This window comes from Bacteroides cellulosilyticus (genome assembly GCF_020091405.1).
GTDB lineage: Bacteria > Bacteroidota > Bacteroidia > Bacteroidales > Bacteroidaceae > Bacteroides.
Genome location: NZ_CP081903.1, coordinates 3676064 through 3694207, shown reverse-complemented (window position 1 = coordinate 3694207; position 18144 = coordinate 3676064). Strand labels below are relative to the sequence as shown.

Annotated in this window: 15 protein-coding genes; 7 read left to right on the top strand and 8 right to left on the bottom strand. The window is 50.4% G+C overall.

Annotated features, from left to right (window positions below):
* Nucleotides 1-23: 23 nt before the first annotated feature.
* The 7 genes from K6V21_RS13385 to K6V21_RS13355 all read right to left on the bottom strand — a co-directional run bounded on the left by K6V21_RS13385 (nt 24) and on the right by K6V21_RS13355 (nt 8952).
* On the bottom strand, nt 24-746 hold the full coding sequence (locus K6V21_RS13385; RefSeq protein ID WP_217715971.1) for a DUF6266 family protein: 723 nt from the start codon (nt 744-746) through the stop codon (nt 24-26).
* A gap of 248 nt (nt 747-994) precedes the next feature.
* On the bottom strand, nt 995-2899 hold the full coding sequence (locus tag K6V21_RS13380; RefSeq protein WP_224318918.1) for a hypothetical protein: 1905 nt from the start codon (nt 2897-2899) through the stop codon (nt 995-997).
* An 87-nt stretch (nt 2900-2986) separates the two neighbouring features.
* The gene (locus K6V21_RS13375; protein ID WP_224318917.1) at nt 2987-4021 is read right to left on the bottom strand and encodes a hypothetical protein; all 1035 of its coding nucleotides are present in this window, start codon (nt 4019-4021) and stop codon (nt 2987-2989) included.
* A 272-nt stretch (nt 4022-4293) separates the two neighbouring features.
* Nucleotides 4294-6072, bottom strand: a complete 1779-nt coding sequence (locus K6V21_RS13370) for a DUF3987 domain-containing protein (RefSeq protein ID WP_224318916.1) — start codon at nt 6070-6072, stop codon at nt 4294-4296.
* A 111-nt stretch (nt 6073-6183) separates the two neighbouring features.
* Entirely contained in the window at nt 6184-6753 is a 570-nt protein-coding gene (locus K6V21_RS13365) for a BT4734/BF3469 family protein (protein WP_224318915.1), read from the bottom strand.
* On the bottom strand, nt 6750-7097 hold the full coding sequence (locus K6V21_RS13360; RefSeq protein ID WP_217715966.1) for a helix-turn-helix domain-containing protein: 348 nt from the start codon (nt 7095-7097) through the stop codon (nt 6750-6752). The genes K6V21_RS13365 and K6V21_RS13360 overlap by 4 nt, the downstream gene beginning before the upstream one ends.
* A 283-nt stretch (nt 7098-7380) precedes the next feature.
* Nucleotides 7381-8952: a hypothetical protein gene (locus tag K6V21_RS13355; protein WP_224318914.1), complete on the bottom strand. Its 1572-nt coding sequence runs from the start codon at nt 8950-8952 to the stop codon at nt 7381-7383.
* 338 nt (nt 8953-9290) lie between these two features.
* Here K6V21_RS13355 and K6V21_RS13350 point away from each other — a divergent pair, with 338 nt between their 5' ends.
* Both K6V21_RS13350 and K6V21_RS13345 read left to right on the top strand, forming a co-directional pair.
* On the top strand, nt 9291-9494 hold the full coding sequence (locus tag K6V21_RS13350; protein ID WP_224318913.1) for a hypothetical protein: 204 nt from the start codon (nt 9291-9293) through the stop codon (nt 9492-9494).
* Nucleotides 9491-9889, top strand: coding sequence for a putative toxin-antitoxin system toxin component, PIN family (locus K6V21_RS13345; protein WP_224318912.1), 399 nt, complete (start codon nt 9491-9493; stop codon nt 9887-9889). The genes K6V21_RS13350 and K6V21_RS13345 overlap by 4 nt, the downstream gene beginning before the upstream one ends.
* Nucleotides 9890-9962: 73 nt before the next feature.
* Here K6V21_RS13345 and K6V21_RS13340 read toward each other — a convergent pair whose 3' ends face one another.
* On the bottom strand, nt 9963-10115 hold the full coding sequence (locus K6V21_RS13340) for a hypothetical protein (RefSeq protein WP_224322112.1): 153 nt from the start codon (nt 10113-10115) through the stop codon (nt 9963-9965).
* Between K6V21_RS13340 and K6V21_RS13335 the strand changes: the two genes are divergently transcribed.
* The 5 genes from K6V21_RS13335 (at nt 10056) to K6V21_RS13315 (ending at nt 18043) form a co-directional block, all read left to right on the top strand.
* Nucleotides 10056-11168 (top strand): DUF4105 domain-containing protein, encoded by a 1113-nt coding sequence (locus K6V21_RS13335; RefSeq protein ID WP_224322041.1) that lies wholly within the window; start codon nt 10056-10058, stop codon nt 11166-11168. The genes K6V21_RS13340 and K6V21_RS13335 overlap by 60 nt on opposite strands.
* Nucleotides 11169-12737 carry an alkaline phosphatase family protein gene (locus K6V21_RS13330; protein ID WP_224318911.1) on the top strand — a complete coding sequence of 523 codons (1569 nt, stop codon included), beginning with the start codon at nt 11169-11171 and terminating at the stop codon, nt 12735-12737.
* Between the two features lie 224 nt (nt 12738-12961).
* Entirely contained in the window at nt 12962-16258 is a 3297-nt protein-coding gene (gene secA, locus K6V21_RS13325) for a preprotein translocase subunit SecA (RefSeq protein ID WP_224318910.1), read from the top strand.
* A gap of 162 nt (nt 16259-16420) precedes the next feature.
* Entirely contained in the window at nt 16421-17530 is a 1110-nt protein-coding gene (locus K6V21_RS13320) for a DUF6340 family protein (RefSeq protein WP_224318909.1), read from the top strand.
* A gap of 66 nt (nt 17531-17596) precedes the next feature.
* Complete coding sequence (locus tag K6V21_RS13315) at nt 17597-18043, top strand: hypothetical protein (RefSeq protein ID WP_217715960.1); 447 nt, start codon at nt 17597-17599, stop codon at nt 18041-18043.
* The last annotated feature ends 101 nt before the right edge of the window (nt 18044-18144 follow it).

Genomic DNA, 18144 nt, shown 5'->3' with positions numbered 1-18144 from the left:
TCAGCACCCTACCCTTTTTGGGATTATCCCAACGGATTCTCATCCAGACCGCCGCCCGAGCCGCCACCCGGTTTGTCATCGCCTCCGGCATTGCCGCCCGAACCGTTGCCTTCGTAAGCGTCATCTTTCAGGCAACTGCTGTTGGTGACACGGCTGCCGTCTTCGCTACGAAAAGCAAGATAAACGGCCAGCGCCTCGTCCTCCCAGCCGTCGGGCAACGTCAACTGCACAGTGCCGTCGGCACGGGTGGCAGCTTCCAGGTCGTAATAGGCCTCGCCGCGTTCCTTGTTGTAAACCAGCGGCATCGCCTGGTCAGTAGAGAGAGCATCTCCCATCTTGCTGTTATCCTTCCACGTCAGGGTAAGTTTGCCGCCGGTCAAGGCAGCCGAAGCATTGAAGACGGGCATCAGGGTGCCACGGGCCACCAGCACACGTTCATAATCTACAGCAAGCTGGGGCGCCGAACCGGTGATGGCATGGCGCAGGATGTAGGACATCGCCGCGTTGAAAGCCGTGCGCCCTTTGGCATAAGGATGATAGCCTATGCGAACATAGGGAATGATGGCGCGCAGGAAAGTCATGCTCATGGCAAACTTGCCGCGTTGCGTCTGTTGTTTCGGAGTGCGGGGGTTACTGACACTGATGGCCAGCGCACGCATATAGCTCACATCTTTCCAGGTACTACCCACTACGGTACCCACTTTTCCACTGAATCCGCCGAGGATTCCTCTTTTAATTTCTCCCATTATCGTATATTTTAGGGATCAGGACCGGTCAATGCGACCAAGTCTCAGGGGCTGAAGAAGGCAGGCAGCAGCAAACAGGCACGATGCCTCTGCAGCAGCACGGCGATGCAGGAGCTTTTACCGTTCAGCCAGAAGCAAAGGTAAGCTGTAAAGAAAGGGGATTTTAAAAGTGTGTGATTTTTGCGTCGTTTTGCGTCGTTTTGCACAGTTGGTTGCCAAATTGCCACGTTGCCACGTTGCCACGAACTTTAGTCCATGGCAATGCGGTCCGCCATTTCAAGCTGCCACTCCTGGCAACGATAGCGCAACAAGCGGTCGGTGTGCGACAGTACGAGGGGCAAAGGATTGCCGTCCACACACGCCGGATTGGCCCGGACAAGCTGGAAGGCTTGCACCAGCACACCGTCCGCCTCGGCAGATGACAACGGTTGAAGACTGCCATCGGCACAAAGGTGGTTGAGCCTGATCTCCAACGGATAAGGATAAAAAGCACGTAAAGAACCGGATGCCGGTCTGAAATCACGGCAGAAAAGAAGAAAAGTATCATCGGTGCGGCCCAGAACAGTTCCCGCAGGCGGCATACAGCCGGGAGCATCGGGGGCATAGTGACGGAGCATAGCCCTCGACGTGCGCCGCACTTGCGCCAGCACCACCGGCACAGCTTCCGAATACGGCACCATCCAGCGTACCAAAGACAGCAGAGCCGCCGTCGGAAGATCCCGGTGGCAATAAACCACCAAACGCCGGGGAGGGCTATCACGGTGGTCGGTCAGGAACTGTTCGTAAGCCCTCCTGAAGCGCGAAGAAAAGAACAGAGAGAACTTCCCCTCAGCCTTACAGAGGTCGAAGCAGCCCCCCCGGGCAGGATGGTTGTAGAAAGTGACCGCACTGAAAGACTCGAAACATTGCGAGGGACGTGAGCAAGAGAATCCGGCAATGAGGTCGGTGTCCTGCGAAGCAAAACGGCGGGGCATCCACGGCATGCCACCCATCTGCACCAGCAAGCGCGAGGCCACAGAAGGCAAGTATCTGCCGAAGCCCCCGGAGCTGACGGCATGCAACGGAATGGCTCCCACATAAAGAGATCCCAGGGAAAGCACCAGTCTGCGCAGGCGAACCGATAGTTGCCGCCCCATCAGTGCAGCGGCTGCCTCTCCCGAAGGAACCACCAGGCAATAGAGCCTGAAAGCGGCAGGAACATCCGTGACGGGCTGCGTGTAGAGCGCCTGCGTCAGTTGGTCTGCGGCACGCTCATCCGCATCATAAGCTATCCACCGGTCCATGTTGCCCACAGGCATCACGGCTATAAGAGAAGCCAGTGGGGAGAAAAGACTGAAGAGGTGGCGGGCAGCATCCAGTTGTCCCCTCGGATAAAGCATGGTGAGGGTAAGAGAACGACACCGCCCGGGCAGACAGGCACCGTAACGGCAAAGGCCGGTGCGGGGATCGGTTTCTACGGCCGACCTGCCAAACTGCATCTGGCTATGTTCCGCCCCGATACACCGCAAACGGTGAGCAGGTACATCGGCCAGCCGGAGTGACAAGTGAAGGGGACAGCCGGAGACTACCCCACCCGAAGGGAAGCAACGCGCCAACAGCCCTTCCACCTCCTGCCACAAAGCTTCATAAGGGCCAGACGGGGCGGACATGTGCCGTTCCACACAGCCGGCACCATCCAGGCGGGCAGACAAAGCAGGGGTAAGCACTGCATAAACAGCGTCCAAATGACCTATCTGCACCGGACTGAGCGCCTCATAGGGTATCACCCATCCGCCTGTAGTTACCAGAACGGGTGAAACACCCACAAGCCCCATTTCGGACACAGGAAAACCGATGTATATTTGTTTCGCAGGCAGCACTTCCACCGCAATCCTACAGTCGGCAGAGGCGGAAGGAGAAGGGGCGGACACCGGGGGAAGCGGACGGAAAGAGAGACGCCTGTAACGAAGCACGTTTCTTTCCGTTTGCTCCGGAGCATCTCTCAGCCACACTTCAAGTACTCCGGGACAGGGCGTATGATAGAGCAGCGGGGCAAAACTCCCCGGTTCTGTGGCAAGCTCCCCCGTAAGGGATACCAGCCACCGGCAGAGATCGGACGGAGTAGCGTCGGAATGACCGGAATCAAGCATAGCTTGTAATAGCAGTTCCTTCATAGTATTATTTGTCTGAAAAACCCCAATATTAACAGACAAAGGTAAGAACATTATTTTTATAAACGCCCGCCTTCACTCATTGAACCTTTATTCATTAAGCAAGTGATTTACGCTTTCGGGTGATAAAGAGAACTTTCGGGCTATTTCATCAACCGAAAGTCCGGCTTGACTGAACATACGGACAGCTTCGCGAATAATTTCGTGCTGCTTCTCAAGCTCCTCGTGCTGTTTCTCAAGTTCCTCATGCTGTTTCGCAAGTTCCTCATGCTGCTTCTCAAGTTCCTCTTTCTTCTTTACGATCTCCTCATCCTTCTTGACGATTTCCTCTTCCTTCTTGACGATCTCCTCATCCTTCTTGACGATCTCCTCTTCCTTCCGCATAATGATCGTATCCCTCTTTTCAATCTCCGAGAGAATCTCATCCTCCACATCCATGGCTCGTCTGATTTCCGGTGCCACGCCCGCTTTCAGCAACCTGTTCATAAGTAGTTGTTCATCCTTTCCGGTGAATTTATTCTCGTCGATTTCCAGCAAATGGTCATCGGCGTGGTAGATGTAATCCTGGTCGAAGAGATTCAGCAGACGCTCCAGGTGATTTCGGGTACGGCCTTTCAGATATGGAATTTGAACGATGATGCTGTCGTGCGTCAGGCTTTCGATGAACTTGTCCCTATGCTCTATCACGCAGTCGTCATAGTTCAGGTACCGGCGGCGGACGTAGACCACAGGTTCGTGCAGTTCGCCCAGTTTATGCCCAAGAATGTAGATTGAAATGATAGGCAGACCGTAGATACCGTTGTCTTCTTCGCGCATGTTCTCCTTGTTGAGGTATTGCGTGCCCAGGTACTGGCGGAAGCGCAGGGTTTCGGTGGCAAGCCACGTCTTTTGGAGTTCAATCATTACCAGATGCTCTTCTCCATTTGCCTCACGGATACGGGCGGTGAAGTCCATCCGGAACATGGAGATGCGCGTCTGCTGCATGGCAGAGTATTCCTGGCGCCGCATTTGCAGTTCCACGATTTCTTTTTTCAGCAGGGCGGAGAGAAGGATTTTCGCCACACGGTCGTCCTCCATCAGGTATTTGAAGACGGAGTCGTAAATGGGATTCGCTATCAGTGTCATAATAATCTTTTTTTTATTGTTTCTTGCACTAAATCATTGCAAAGATAACATATCGGCTTTATAATCAGTTATATTTCGGGGGAATTATTCATTGTATCTTCATAGTATCTTCGTAACGCCTCCATAGTATCTCCGTAGCATCTCCGTACCAACTCCGTATCTGCTCCGTACCATCTCCGTAGTTATTCCATTCCTATAGACTACGGAGATACTACGGACCTGGTACGGAGCAGACACGGTTCAGATACGGAGCGGACACTATTCAGCCCGAATCACTTTCCCGTTTTTCCATACGCATCATGGTCCAGCTTCTGCAAACGCCCCTGATTGCACAGTTCAATGATGTAGCGGTCGGCCGTACGGGCTGGGATTCCCTCGGCACGCGCCACATCCTGGTAACCCGCACGATTGAAAGACTCCGGCAATCCCTCAAATAACTGAAGCAACCGACGTTCGCGCTGATCGCTTTCGGCGACGGTGGCCCGGCGGGGCGCAGACTTGGTATCGGCCTGCAATCCTTCATATGCCAGTCCCGTATGATGCAGCAACACCTCCATCATCAGGAGCGTGGTGTGAAAATCATCATCACGGCAACAAAGGATGCCCGGCAGCGGGGCATCTCCCTCATAGTCCATCAGCCGCAATGAAGAGAACACCATGCAGATGCGGTAGGCCGTCAGCCCCAGGCGACGTACAGAAGCCAGCATATCGGAACCAAAGCACTGGAGTCCCTGCTGCTGCATCGAGTTGAAAAAACGGTTGAACTCCACCTGCTGTGCGGCGGTGAGCGTGAAGCGCAGGGGGGCCGTTTTCTTCAGGCGTGAATAGAATTGGAAGAAACGTCCTCCCAACCGAAGAAAACAACCGTCCAGCGTATCCTCCCCGTTGCAGGCAAACACATCGTTCCATACCGGACGCAGGGGCAGGTTGTAGAAGAGGAAGCGGGAAAAAAGCCCGTTCTCGGCATCAGGGATGAGCGCCCCTATCTGGCGGGGCGTTCCGCTGAGCAGCACCGAAAGGCGGGGCATGGAGATTTCCACATATTCACGATCCTTCCGGCGGTTGTAGGCGATGGTCTCGTGGTGGAAAGCCTTGCGCAGACCGTCACTGTAGTTGCCGTGCTCGCTGCGGAAAGTGGTGGTCAGCGTGTCGCCTTCAGTCTCGAACATCAGGGCCTGTCCTTCGTTGTCGTTCAACGTCTGGAAGAGGGCTGTGGCACTACTGTTGGCAGGAATAAAAAGCATCCTGACGGGCGGTTGGCAGGGTTCGTCGCCGCCCTCCTTGCGTTTGCTCTTTTCGTAGAGGGACTTCTCACGGCGATATTCCTCCCACTCGCGGACGTTCTGCCGGCGCAGGTCGGCATGCACCACATCCACCAGATGACGGCACAGCGTCAGCCGCCCCTTACCCGCCGAGGCCTGTGCCCCGACAAACAGGTAGAGGTTCGGGTAGACTTGCCGCTGCCCATAGATGCCCGAAATTTGCGTCAGGCAAGAGGAAAGCACCGTGAGGGCACCCAGCAACAGCATATCCGTGTCTTCGGCCGAAATGCCGTAAGAGCAGACATCGGAGAGCAGGCGGGGCATGGAGGCGTAGATTTCGTCGGGGAAAGTGGGGAAATCATCGCCCGGAGGCGTCCGATCCGCTCCGGCAACAGGGGATATTGCCACGTCCTTCGCTTTTAGCAATGTGGCAATATGGCAATTTGGCAACGGACGGGTATTGATATCCACTCCCGCCAGCTTTGCCCGGTGGAAGAGGGTGTTCAGCGTGATGCCGTGTCCGCGCGAGTGCAGGCAAGCCGTGTACTGCTTGTCGGTTTCAGCGGACTGGTATCCGCTATAGAAACGGCTCAGGCGATGATAGAAGGTACGCCCCTCCTCGCCCAGCCCCTGAGCCAGCGCAAAGCCCAGGTCGCGCCAGTCATTATAAGTTGAAGTGAGATCGAGACTTGCAGTTTCAATGCGTGAAATGACGATTTCCACCTCGTCACGGGGAGTAAGGGTGGTGTCACGACGCCACTCACCCAGGTTAAATTTCTGTTTTGACATGAAAGGATTTATAATTTTTGATTTATGATTTTTGAAAGGATTTATGAGATGATTTATGATTTTTGTGAAGCTGAAATGTCGGCATAACAACAGAGCACACAGCGCAACAAATCATAAATCATAAATCACAGCATCCGGATCCCAAGGCAGATAACAGGCACGTGCAATGTCGCGCCCTGAGGGGTCGGGTTCCACCCCATAATTGCGTGATACGTAGTAGGACAAGACCTCAAACCAGTCGGCATGCGTGCCCTGCTCCAGGTCGATGGGAACCACCCACTTCAGGCCGTCACCACCCGGACTCCGGAAAAGCAGGGCCGTATCTACCGAGGCATCGTGCATCAAAGCATAGCGCAACCCATAGACACCTTGCAAATGCCCGCCGCCCTGCCACTGACTGATATGGTCGAAGTCAAGGCAGAGCAGCCCGCTATGCGCCAACAGGGCGTCTTCGCGCCGACGGCTGAACTCTCCGCTGAAGGTGGCATAATCGAAGTTTCTCGACTTGAAGCGCTGCACATCGCGCTGCGTGACCCGTTCTTCCTGTATCAGGCGGCGCAGCTCTTCGGTAGCGGCACGATAATAGTCGCCCCGGATGACATTGTAGATTTGCTCTATCCCCACCGTCTTATGGGGTACGACATTACTGACGGGAGCCCGAAAAAAGCTGAAGCGTTTCATCTGTCACCCCCTTCCCTGTCATCGGTGGCAGGACGTTCGTCCTCCTTGCCCAATGTACTGAGCTTGTACATCACATAGTTGTTTCGCAACAGGTCATCAATCTCCTGAATGCGATAGAAGTATTTCTTACCCAAAACGGTGTACCCCAGGGTCCCGTTGTCACGCAAGTTTTGCAGGGTACGCTGACTGATGTGCAACGCGTCCATCACCTCTTGTCCGTCCACCCAGCCCCGGGCAATCTCGGGACGGGCTTTCACTCCGGCACGCTCCAGCAAACGCGCCAGACTGAGCAGATGATCGCGCACCTGCTCCAGTTGCTCTGAAAATAGTAGATTCTGTATCATTTCTTTTTTCCTTTGGTTCGGATGCAAAGGAAAAAGAGTTTGAAATGACGTGAGCTTGACGAAAAATATCGTCAGAGTTGAATCAGTTACGAATCTTTTCACCACAGAGTAACACAGAGTATCACAGAGTTTAATCAGTTTGAAATCAAAAGAATAGAACTCCGTGATACTCAGTGTTACTCTGTGGTGAAAACTCATTTCTGCACAGTTTTGAATGAACTCCTCCCCCGTGTTACTTTACGGTAAAAAAAATCGTTGACGAACTGATTTCGTCAACGACTCGTCAGGAAATGAGGCGAAGATTCTCTTTACTGACAAATGCTTCATAGGCTTCTATATACCTCTTATAGTTACTCACCAGATTTTCGGGCTGTGCATCCACATCCAGCATCGAGGCAAGGAAAATCGCATAGTCCTTCTTATCGCCACCCCTGTGCTTCTGATAATGAAAGAAAAGACCGTAAAGCACCTCTACATACCCTTTCAGGATTTTCACCCTGTTCTTGTGAGCCAGTGGAATCTGGCCGCTCTGCAAAAAAAACAGAAAATCATCTTCCAGCCACTGAACATGTTCGGAACTCATCAGATAGCCCCCTCTGGTGCCGGGTACTTTGGGCAGAAATGCCAGGAGTGTATGTACTTCGCCCATATCGGGCAGCTGGACTGCCAACGGACGCGAAAGCGGAATTGAAAGTTTCTCACCGGACGAAATAGATATGAACGGACGCGAATAGTTCTGTTCGTAAAGCTCCTGCCGGCTCTGCAGGTAGCTGCGCAGCATGCGGGGAAGACTTGCCTCGCACTCAACAAGTGGACTCAGGAATCCCAGACAGGGCTCATTCAGCTTTCTGATAGCCCACTCCGAAGCACCCCGACCCTCGTTGTAATGCAAATGACCGGCATACTGATCGTTGCACAGGTCGTTCAGGCAAGTCCTCATCCATTGCTCGTCAACAAGCTGACTATAAGGAATCCTCTTATCGGACCAGCGACTGCTGCAAAGAATGAAAAGGAAATTCTCAAGCGCCACAACACCCTGCCACAGACAGGCTTCGGTATGCGAATACAACTTGATCCCGGCAAGCAGTGCCACCAAATCAGCATAAAGTCGCATGGCATCTGCCTCACACCTTTCTGTGAGATCCATACTGACCAAACGCTTCACCCGATTTCCAGCTTGCAGAATATCATACTTCAGCACCTCACACTCACGGACAGGATGAAAGTAACGGGCATCGTTGAACAGATACCGATAACCCATATAATCAGCACTCTGCAACAAATGCCCGAAATTTATAGTCAGTTCCAGATATAGTGAAGCCAATGCCCCCTTCAACTGTCCGCACAACTCAGCCGAAAGCCCTCTGCGAGAGGCTTCGTCCACCAACACCCCGGTGTCGTACACCTCTTCAAGCACTTCGCACAGCAGCAGGCGTGCATCAATGTCGGAATGCAACCGGCTGATTCTCTCTTTCAGCAACAATTTCAACCACCGGGCCTCGGCACGAAGAAGGGCACTGTAAAAAAGATAGCGGACAGTAGGTTGCTCCTCGCAATAAAGTACATTCAGGGTATACTCCATCTCTTCCACCCTCAGGCGGCAGAGAGCAGCAGTGGCATTAAAGTCAGGAAAATGGGATGCCGACGGTAGGAAATCAAAAGAAGGGCAAGGCAGGTCAACGTGCCAATCGGATAATATTTCCCTCAACCGCCCCGTCAACTCGCCCGACTCCCCCGGCAAGTCTTCCAGCTTCCACGTGGCTTGCTGAAGCCGCGCAGAAATGTAATGCTGCCCCTCCAAACAGGAAGGGGACAATGCACCACTGAAGATGGCGATGGTCAAAGGAATAAACATAAGATACGATTTTGAGGCTCTTCATTTTAGTTTAACAGGTTAATAATCAGTAGTTCTGCCTTTCTCCAGATACTCATCAATATAGGAATGACCCCAATCGTTCTTATAGGTTGCATGAGAAGAGAGTGTTGCAAATGTAGTAAACTGTTAATAAATATGCAATTACCTTACGTTAATCATTTTTAAATGCCGACATTTTGTAGGTTTTTCAGTATGGATGGTTGATTTTTACTAAAGAAAAGTAAAGAGAGGACAGATTACGGTAAGAATTAACTCTCTTTTCATTGTTTCCTAACTTAAAAAGATCTACTTTTGTGAAAACTAAAAAGCAGAAGGATATGGAAACTACAATACAAAGTGTTTATCTTAACATTCCGAAAGCAGACATGAAATTCGTTAAGGAATTGGCAAAAAAAATGGGATGGTCTATTGAAACCAAAGAAAGTTTATTGAAAAACTACATATCAAAACGTCCCACTAAAGTAGAATTGTCTGATGAAGATATTATGGAAGAGGTAAATGCAGTAAGATATCGTAAATGAAAATAATTGTCGATACTAATCTTTGGATTTCTTTTTTAATAGGCAAAAGGCTATCCTTATTAAAAAAGTTACTGACTAACCCTGACATTACTGTATATGTGTGTGATGAATTGATACAGGAATTTAAAGATGTATCTCAGCGAGGGAAAATACGTAAATACATATCCGAACAAGACATTTGGGACACTTTAAAAATAATGGATGCATATTGCCATTTCGTATCGATAAAAGCCAAGGCCCAATCATCTATCAGAGATGCCAAAGATTTATACCTACTTTCTTTAGCCGAAACAGTACACGCCGACTATATTCTGACCGGGGACAAGGACTTATTAGTTTTAGAAGCTCATTTACAGACCCGTATTCTCACCTATTCAGAATTTTCAAGTTTATAATTCTATTATTATTTCCCCTTCCCCTTGCACTGAAATCCGGTATTTTACTTAAATTTGCAGCATGAAAAGAAACTTACTCATTCTCATATATTTCCTCCTCTGCCTCCTCTGCCCGTCCACGGCCTCCGCCCAGCCGCAAACGCCGCAAGAAGCTACCCCCGACTCCATCCGCATCAGCCTGCTGACCTGCGCCTCGGGCGGGGAAATCTATTCCCTGTTCGGCCACACCGCCATCCGTTACGAAAACTTCACCCGGGGCATTGACGCCGTCTTCAACTACGGCATGTTCAATTTCAACGCCCCCAACTTCATCTTCCGCTTCGCCCTGGGAGAGACGGACTATCAACTGGGCGTAACCAATTACGAGCATTTCGCCTCCGAGTACAACTACCTGGGACGGGATGTCTGGCAACAGACACTGAACCTCACCCAAGCTGAAAAAGAACACCTCTTCAACCTGCTTCAGGAAAACTACCGGCCCGAAAACCGCGTATATCGCTATAACTTCTTCTACGACAACTGCGCCACCCGTCCACGCGACCAGATAGAAGCCGCCATCGACGGCACCTTGCAGTATGCTGACAATATGACCGATGCCGACACGGGAGTCACTTTCCGCGATTTGCTGCATAAATATAGTGAAGGTCATCCGTGGTCACGCTTCGGCATGGACCTGTGCATGGGCAGCAAAGCCGATCAATCCATCAACCGAAGACTGATGATGTTCGTCCCCTTCTATGTGCAGGACTTCTTCAACACAGCCCGGATCGTAGACAACGAAGGTCAGGCACGTCCCCTCGTATCCTCCGAAGAGAAAATAGTGGTAACCGGACTGACTGATGCCGACCACCGCTCCGGAGGAATCACCCCGATGCAATCGGCCCTGCTGCTGTTTGTGCTGGTGGCAGCCGCTACCATCTACGGCATCCGCCGCGGGAAAACTCTCTGGGGACTCGACCTAATCCTGTTCTTCTGTGCCGGAATAGCCGGGTGCATCCTCGCCTTCCTCGCCCTGTTCTCACAACACCCCGCAGTAAGCCCCAATTACCTGCTGTTCGTATTCCATCCCCTGCACTTATTTTGCCTCCCGTGGATGATAAACAAGGTGAGAAAACGGCAGAAAAGCTGGTACATGATGGCAAATTGCGCTGTTTTAACACTTTTTATACTGCTTTGGGCGATAATACCGCAAAGAATTGACTTAGCTGTATTACCTTTGGCACTTTGTTTGCTGATACGTTCAGCAAGCAATCTTATTTTGACATTGAAAAAGAGATAAATGAAAAAGGGACTGATTACTTCCATACTCGCACTGACTTTCACCGGTCTGCAAGCACAACCGCTGCCTGCCACACCTAAATTAGTGGTTACGCTGACGATTGACCAACTGCGCACCGACTATATGGAAGCATTCTCAACCCTCTACGGCGAGAAAGGTTTCAAAAGACTGATGCGCGAAGGGAAAGTGTTCTACCAGACCGAATTCCCTTTCAACGGAACAGACCGCGCTTCTGCCATCGCTGCCATCTACAGTGGAACGACGCCTTCGATGAACGGCATCATATCCCAATATTGGATGGATGCAAGCACCCTGCGCCCCGTGAATTGCGTGGACGATAGCGCCTTTATGGGCAACTTCACCGATGAAAGCTCTTCTCCCTCCCAATTACTGACCTCTACCATTGCCGACGAACTGAAAGTTGCCACCCGCAACAAAGGCCTGGTATATGCCATCGCCCCCTCGCGGGACGCAGCCGTACTGGCTGCCGGACATACCGGAAACGGTGCTTTCTGGCTGAATGAGAACACAGGCAAATGGTGCAGCACTACATATTACAGCGAGTTCCCATGGTGGGTAAGCCAGTACAACGAACGGAAATCACCCGACTTCCGCATCCGCGACATGGTATGGGAACCGGCACACCCCATCAACAAATATACTTTCCTGCCCGAATGGCGGGACCAGCCCTTCAAATATAAGTTCGACAGCGAACGACGCAATAAATTCCGCCGACTGCTCACCAGCCCGTTCATCAACGACGAAGTGAACCTGCTGACAGAAGAACTTCTGGAAAAGAGCACCATCGCCAAAGATGAGATACCCGACCTGCTGGCACTGACCTATTACGCCGGAAACTACAACCATAAGAGTACGCAGGAATGTGCCATGGAAATGCAGGATACGTATGTACGCCTCGACCGCAGCATTGCCGCACTGCTCGACCTCATCGACCGCAAAGTTGGCCTGCACAACGTCGTCTTCTGCATCACCTCTACGGGCTATGCCGATCCGGAAGCTCCCGATCTCGGCCTGTACCGCATCCCCGGCGGGGAATTCTACCTGAACCGCTGCGCCACCCTGCTGAACATGTATCTCATGGCCACGTATGGCGAAGGACAGTACGTAGAGACTTATCACAACCAGCAAATTTATCTCAACCATAAATTAATAGAGAACAAACAGCTGAATCTGGCGGAAATACAAGACAAATCCGCCGACTTCCTGATACAATTCAGCGGAGTGAACGAGGCATATTCAGCCCACCGCCTGCTGCTAGGCCCCTGGTCCCCCCAGATAGAACTTGCCCGGAACAGCTTTCATCGCAAACGTTCGGGCGATTTGCTGATAGACGTATTGCCAGGCTGGACTATCATGGAAGAAAATGCCACCGATAACCGCGTGGTACGCCATGCCAATGTTCCTGCTCCGCTCATCTTCCTGGGCGGTGGAGTGAAGCCCGAAACGATCCGGGTTCCCGTCAATATCACCCGCGTAGCCCCCACCCTGTCAAGTGTGATGCGCATCCGCGCTCCGAATGCTTGCACAGAGACTCCACTGAATTTCTGAGGTTTATTCACCACAGAGCACACAGAGTTTCACAGAGTTTTTATACCTCTAATGACCAATAGACTTCCTTCATTAATTGAAGAAAGAAAACTCAGTGAAACTCTGTGCCCTCTGTGGTGAAAGTCCGCATCAAATAAACGGCGCAAAAATGTGCAATCTGTATAAAAATCAGTAACTTTGCGCACTCAATCAACTTAGTAAATAATAATAAAAATAGATATAAAATGGGATTTAATGAAATTTTAAGCTCGATTTTCGGCAACAAATCCACACGCGACATGAAAGAAATTCAGCCGTGGGTGAACAAGATCAAAGCCGCTTACCCGGAAGTTGCCAAACTCGATAACGACGCCTTACGCGCCAAGACAGAAGAACTGAAAGAATATATCCGCAATTCTGCCGCCGACCAACGCGCCAAGGTGGAAGAGCTCAAAGCTGGTATCGAAGAAATCGAACTGGAAAACCGTGAAGAAGTTTTCGCACAGATAGATAAGATAGAAAAGGATATACTGGAAACTTACGAAAAAGCTCTTGAAGAAGTACTGCCGGTAGCTTTCTCCATTGTGAAAGAAACCGCCAAACGTTTATCCGAAAATGAAGAAATCGTAGTTACGGCTACCGAATTCGACCGTCACCTGGCTGCCACGAAAGACTTCGTACGCATTGAAGGCGACAAAGCCATCTGGCAAAACCACTGGCAAGCAGGCGGTACGGAAATTGTCTGGAACATGGTACACTACGATGTACAGTTGTTCGGTGGCGTCGTATTGCATAAAGGTAAGATTGCCGAAATGGCAACGGGTGAAGGTAAGACATTGGTGGCTACCCTCCCCGTATTCCTCAACGCACTGACCGGAAACGGTGTACATGTGGTGACCGTAAACGACTATCTGGCCAAACGTGACTCTGAATGGATGGGCCCGCTCTATATGTTCCACGGTTTAAGTGTGGACTGCATCGACAGACATCAGCCCAACTCCGACGCACGCCGTCAGGCTTATCTGGCAGACATCACCTTCGGTACGAATAACGAATTCGGTTTCGACTACTTGCGTGATAATATGGCCATCAGCCCGAAAGACCTGGTACAACGCCAGCACAACTATGCCATCGTCGATGAGGTGGACTCTGTATTGATTGACGATGCCCGTACTCCATTGATTATTTCCGGTCCCGTCCCCAAAGGTGAAGACCAGCTGTTCGAGCAATTGCGTCCGCTCGTAGAACGTCTGGTGGAAGCACAGAAGAAACTGGCCACCCAGTATCTTGCCGATGCCAAGCGCCTGATTGCTTCCGGTGACAAGAAAGATCAGGAAGAAGGTTTCCTTGCTTTGTTCCGCAGCCACAAGGCACTGCCCAAGAACAAGGCATTGATTAAATATCTGAGTGAGCAAGGTATCAAGGCAGGTATGCTGAAGACCGAAGAGATCTACATGGAGCAGAACAACAAGCGTATGCACGAAGCTACCGACCCGTTGTACTTCGTCATCGAAGAAAAGCTGAACAGTGTGGATCTGACAGATAAAGGTGTGGATCTGATCACCGGTAACTCGGAAGATCCTACCCTCTTCGTATTACCCGACATCGCCGCACAGCTTTCCGAACTGGAAAACGAAACCAGCCTGACAGACGAACAACGTCTGGCAAAGAAAGATGAACTAATGACCAACTATGCCATCAAGTCCGAACGTGTACACACCATCAACCAGTTGCTGAAGGCTTACACCATGTTCGAGAAAGATGACGAATACGTTGTGATCGACGGTCAAGTGAAGATTGTGGATGAGCAGACAGGCCGTATCATGGAAGGCCGCCGCTACTCCGACGGTCTGCACCAGGCCATCGAAGCCAAGGAAAACGTAAAAGTGGAAGCTGCCACACAGACATTCGCCACCATTACGTTGCAGAATTACTTCCGTATGTATCACAAACTCTCGGGTATGACCGGTACCGCCGAAACGGAAGCAGGCGAACTTTGGGACATCTACAAACTGGATGTAGTGGTGATCCCCACCAACCGCCCCATTTCCCGTAAAGACATGAACGACCGCGTTTACAAGACGAAACGCGAGAAATATAAAGCTGTCATCGAAGAAATCGAACAGCTGGTACAAGCCGGACGCCCTGTCCTGGTGGGTACCACATCCGTAGAAATCTCCGAAATGCTGAGCAAGATGTTGACCATGCGCAAGATCGAGCACAGCGTATTGAATGCCAAGTTGCACCAAAAGGAAGCGGACATCGTAGCCAAAGCCGGTTTGAGCGGAACAGTAACCATCGCTACCAACATGGCCGGTCGTGGTACGGACATCAAGTTGAGCCCGGAAGTAAAAGCTGCGGGCGGTTTGGCCATCATCGGTACCGAACGCCATGAATCCCGTCGTGTAGACCGCCAGTTGCGCGGACGTGCCGGACGTCAGGGTGACCCGGGTTCTTCCGTATTCTTCGTGTCACTGGAAGACGACCTGATGCGTCTGTTCTCTTCCGACCGCATCGCCGGTGTAATGGACCGTCTCGGCTTCAAGGAAGGTGAAATGATTGAGCACAAGATGATCTCCAACTCCATTGAGCGTGCACAGAAGAAGGTGGAAGAAAACAACTTCGGTATCCGTAAGCGTTTGCTGGAATATGATGACGTGATGAATAAGCAACGTACAGTTGTCTATACCAAGCGTCGCCACGCCTTGATGGGTGAACGTATCGGAATGGATATCGTAAATATGATCTGGGACCGTGTTGCCGCAGCCGTTGAAGCTCCCGATTACGAAAACTGCAAAATGGACTTCTTGCAGACTCTTGCCATGGAAGTGCCTTTCAACGAAGAACAGTTCCGTAACGAAAAGAAGGAAAAGCTTGCTGAAGAAGCCTTCAATGTAGCAATGGAACAGTTCAAGCGCAAGACGGACCGCATGGCACAGGTTGCTTATCCGGTAATCAAGCAGGTATACGAAACCCAGGGACACATGTACGAGAATATCCTTATCCCCATCACGGACGGTAAGCGCATGTACAACATCTCTTGCAGCCTGAAAGCCGCTTACGACAGCGAGTGTAAGGAAGTGGTAAAAGCGTTTGAAAAGTCTATCCTGCTGCACGTTATCGACGAGGCATGGAAAGAGAACCTCCGTGAACTGGATGAACTGAAGCACTCTGTACAGAACGCAAGCTACGAACAGAAAGACCCGTTATTGATTTATAAGCTGGAGTCTGTAAACCTGTTCGATACAATGGTGGATAAGATCAATAGCCAGACTGTTTCTATCCTGATGCGCGGACAAATCCCGGTACAGGAACCGCAGGAAATTCAGCAGGCCGCTCCCGAACAGAAGCAGGATATGAGCAAATACCGCGAACAGAAACAAGATCTGAACGATCCGAACCAACAGGCCGCCGCCCAACAGGACACACGCGAACAAGTGAAGCGTGAACCGATTCGTGCGGAAAAGACGGTAGGACGTAATGATCCTTGTCCTTGCGGAAGTGGTAAGAAGTACAAGAATTGCCACGGGAAGAATATGTAATGCGAGGAGTGGTAAGGTGATTGATTAGAGTGATAGGGTGATAGGGACTTTACCTCCCTCTCCAATCACTAATAAAAGCCTTCAACGGTTAAAAACTGTTGGAGGCTTTTCTATATCCATACAAAAGTGTATTTTTGTTATTCCTAGATAAAGAATAAGCTTATGACTAAATATTCGTACTCACTATTGGTGTGCTGTGTTCTGCTGTTTAGCGGTTGCCAAAGCATAGAGCAACTCTCCATCGACTATATGTTGCCGGCGGAAGTCAGCTTTCCGTCCGCCCTCAGGCGCGTAGCTGTGGTAAATAATATGCCTCCTATCCCGGATAACAAGCTAATTCTGGAGGAAAACGATGAGAAGAAAAAAGATGAGACAGAAATAGCACGCAAGACAAAGTATTTCAATGGGGATGGCAAAATCGCCACGGAATCACTGGCGGAGGCACTTGCCAATGAGAATTATTTCGATGAAGTGATTATTTGCGACTCTGCCTTGCGTGCCCATGATATGATTCCGCGCGAAAGCACCCTTAGCAAAGAGGAAGTGGAAAAGCTCACCCAAAGTCTGGGTGCGGACTTACTGATAGCCTTGGAGAACGTACAGATGCGCTCCATCCGCAAAATCGAATATTTACCGGAATGGGGAGTATATGCAGGTACGCTTGACCTGAAAGTATATCCTACCGTAAAGGTGTATCTGCCCCAACGCAACGGTCCGATGGTAACAATCAATGCCAGCGACAGCATCTTCTGGGATCATGCGGCTCCCAGTATGGCACAGGCAGGTGCAGGACTCATCAGCGAAAAAGAGATGCTGAGAGAGGCTTCCGAATTTGCCGGCACTATCCCCGTGAGCCACATGCTGCCACATTGGAAAACAGCTTCCCGCTATCTCTTTACAGGCGGTTCCGTAAATATGCGTGATGCCGCGGTCTTTGTCCGCGAAGAGAACTGGGACAAGGCTATTGAACTCTGGAAGCAAACCTATGAGAAAAAGAAAAAAGGAAAGCAGAAAATGTACGCAGCCTATAACATTGCCTTAGGATACGAAATGCAGGACAGCATTCATACAGCAGAAGAATGGGCCTTGAAAGCGGAGAAAATAGCATACGATGTAGACAAAATAGACGAGAAGAAAACTCAGGAACGCGTGGACCTCATGGATGTCCCCAATTACTTCGCAGTAACCCGCTACCTGAACGAATTGCAGGAGCGAAAGAAGGGAATGACCCGGCTGAACGCCCAAATGGAAAGATTTAAAAATGATTTTTAGAGAAATGATGCAGAGGTAATTATTTTTTTTATACCTTTGAACGTCCATTAAGAAAGAATATCTATTATGAAACTGAGTCAAGCATCATTATCACTTCTGGAAAAGACCATTAAACAGGCAGTCGTCAAATACACTTGTGGCTGTGAGCAAACCATTGTGACCGACATCCATCTGCAAGCCAACCAGAATTCCGGCGAATTGTCCATCTTTGATGACGAAGACGAATATCTGGCGTGTGTCTCTATCGAAGAATGGATGACTTATGACGGAGATGATTTCTACGAAAATGCAGAACGTATTCTTTCTACCTTACTCCACAACATGAAGAACGGAGGTGACTTTGACAAACTGGCTATTCTGAAACCTTACTCTTTCGTATTAGTGGATGATGAAAAGGAGACAATTGCAGAGTTACTGCTGATGGATGATGACACGTTGCTTGTGAACGAAGAATTGCTGAAAGGTCTGGATGAAGAGTTGGATTCTTTTCTGAAAGAACTGCTGGAAAAGTAGTAGCATTTGATTTATAAAAAATAAATTAGCCCTTGCAGTAATCGGATATTGCAAGGGCTAATTCGTTTATAGTAAAAGGTCCGGGAGAACTCCCGGACCAA

Excerpts from the sequence above, each read along its gene's own strand:
- K6V21_RS13385 (WP_217715971.1), bottom strand. The coding sequence starts at position 746 with ATGGGAGAAATTAAAAGAGGAATCCTCGGCGGATTCAGTGGAAAAGTG.
- K6V21_RS13380 (WP_224318918.1), bottom strand. The coding sequence starts at position 2,899 with ATGAAGGAACTGCTATTACAAGCTATGCTTGATTCCGGTCATTCCGAC.
- K6V21_RS13375 (WP_224318917.1), bottom strand. The coding sequence starts at position 4,021 with ATGACACTGATAGCGAATCCCATTTACGACTCCGTCTTCAAATACCTG.
- K6V21_RS13370 (WP_224318916.1), bottom strand. The coding sequence starts at position 6,072 with ATGTCAAAACAGAAATTTAACCTGGGTGAGTGGCGTCGTGACACCACC.
- K6V21_RS13365 (WP_224318915.1), bottom strand. The coding sequence starts at position 6,753 with ATGAAACGCTTCAGCTTTTTTCGGGCTCCCGTCAGTAATGTCGTACCC.
- K6V21_RS13360 (WP_217715966.1), bottom strand. The coding sequence starts at position 7,097 with ATGATACAGAATCTACTATTTTCAGAGCAACTGGAGCAGGTGCGCGAT.
- K6V21_RS13355 (WP_224318914.1), bottom strand. The coding sequence starts at position 8,952 with ATGTTTATTCCTTTGACCATCGCCATCTTCAGTGGTGCATTGTCCCCT.
- K6V21_RS13350 (WP_224318913.1), top strand. The coding sequence starts at position 9,291 with ATGGAAACTACAATACAAAGTGTTTATCTTAACATTCCGAAAGCAGAC.
- K6V21_RS13345 (WP_224318912.1), top strand. The coding sequence starts at position 9,491 with ATGAAAATAATTGTCGATACTAATCTTTGGATTTCTTTTTTAATAGGC.
- K6V21_RS13330 (WP_224318911.1), top strand. The coding sequence starts at position 11,169 with ATGAAAAAGGGACTGATTACTTCCATACTCGCACTGACTTTCACCGGT.
- secA (WP_224318910.1), top strand. The coding sequence starts at position 12,962 with ATGGGATTTAATGAAATTTTAAGCTCGATTTTCGGCAACAAATCCACA.
- K6V21_RS13320 (WP_224318909.1), top strand. The coding sequence starts at position 16,421 with ATGACTAAATATTCGTACTCACTATTGGTGTGCTGTGTTCTGCTGTTT.
- K6V21_RS13315 (WP_217715960.1), top strand. The coding sequence starts at position 17,597 with ATGAAACTGAGTCAAGCATCATTATCACTTCTGGAAAAGACCATTAAA.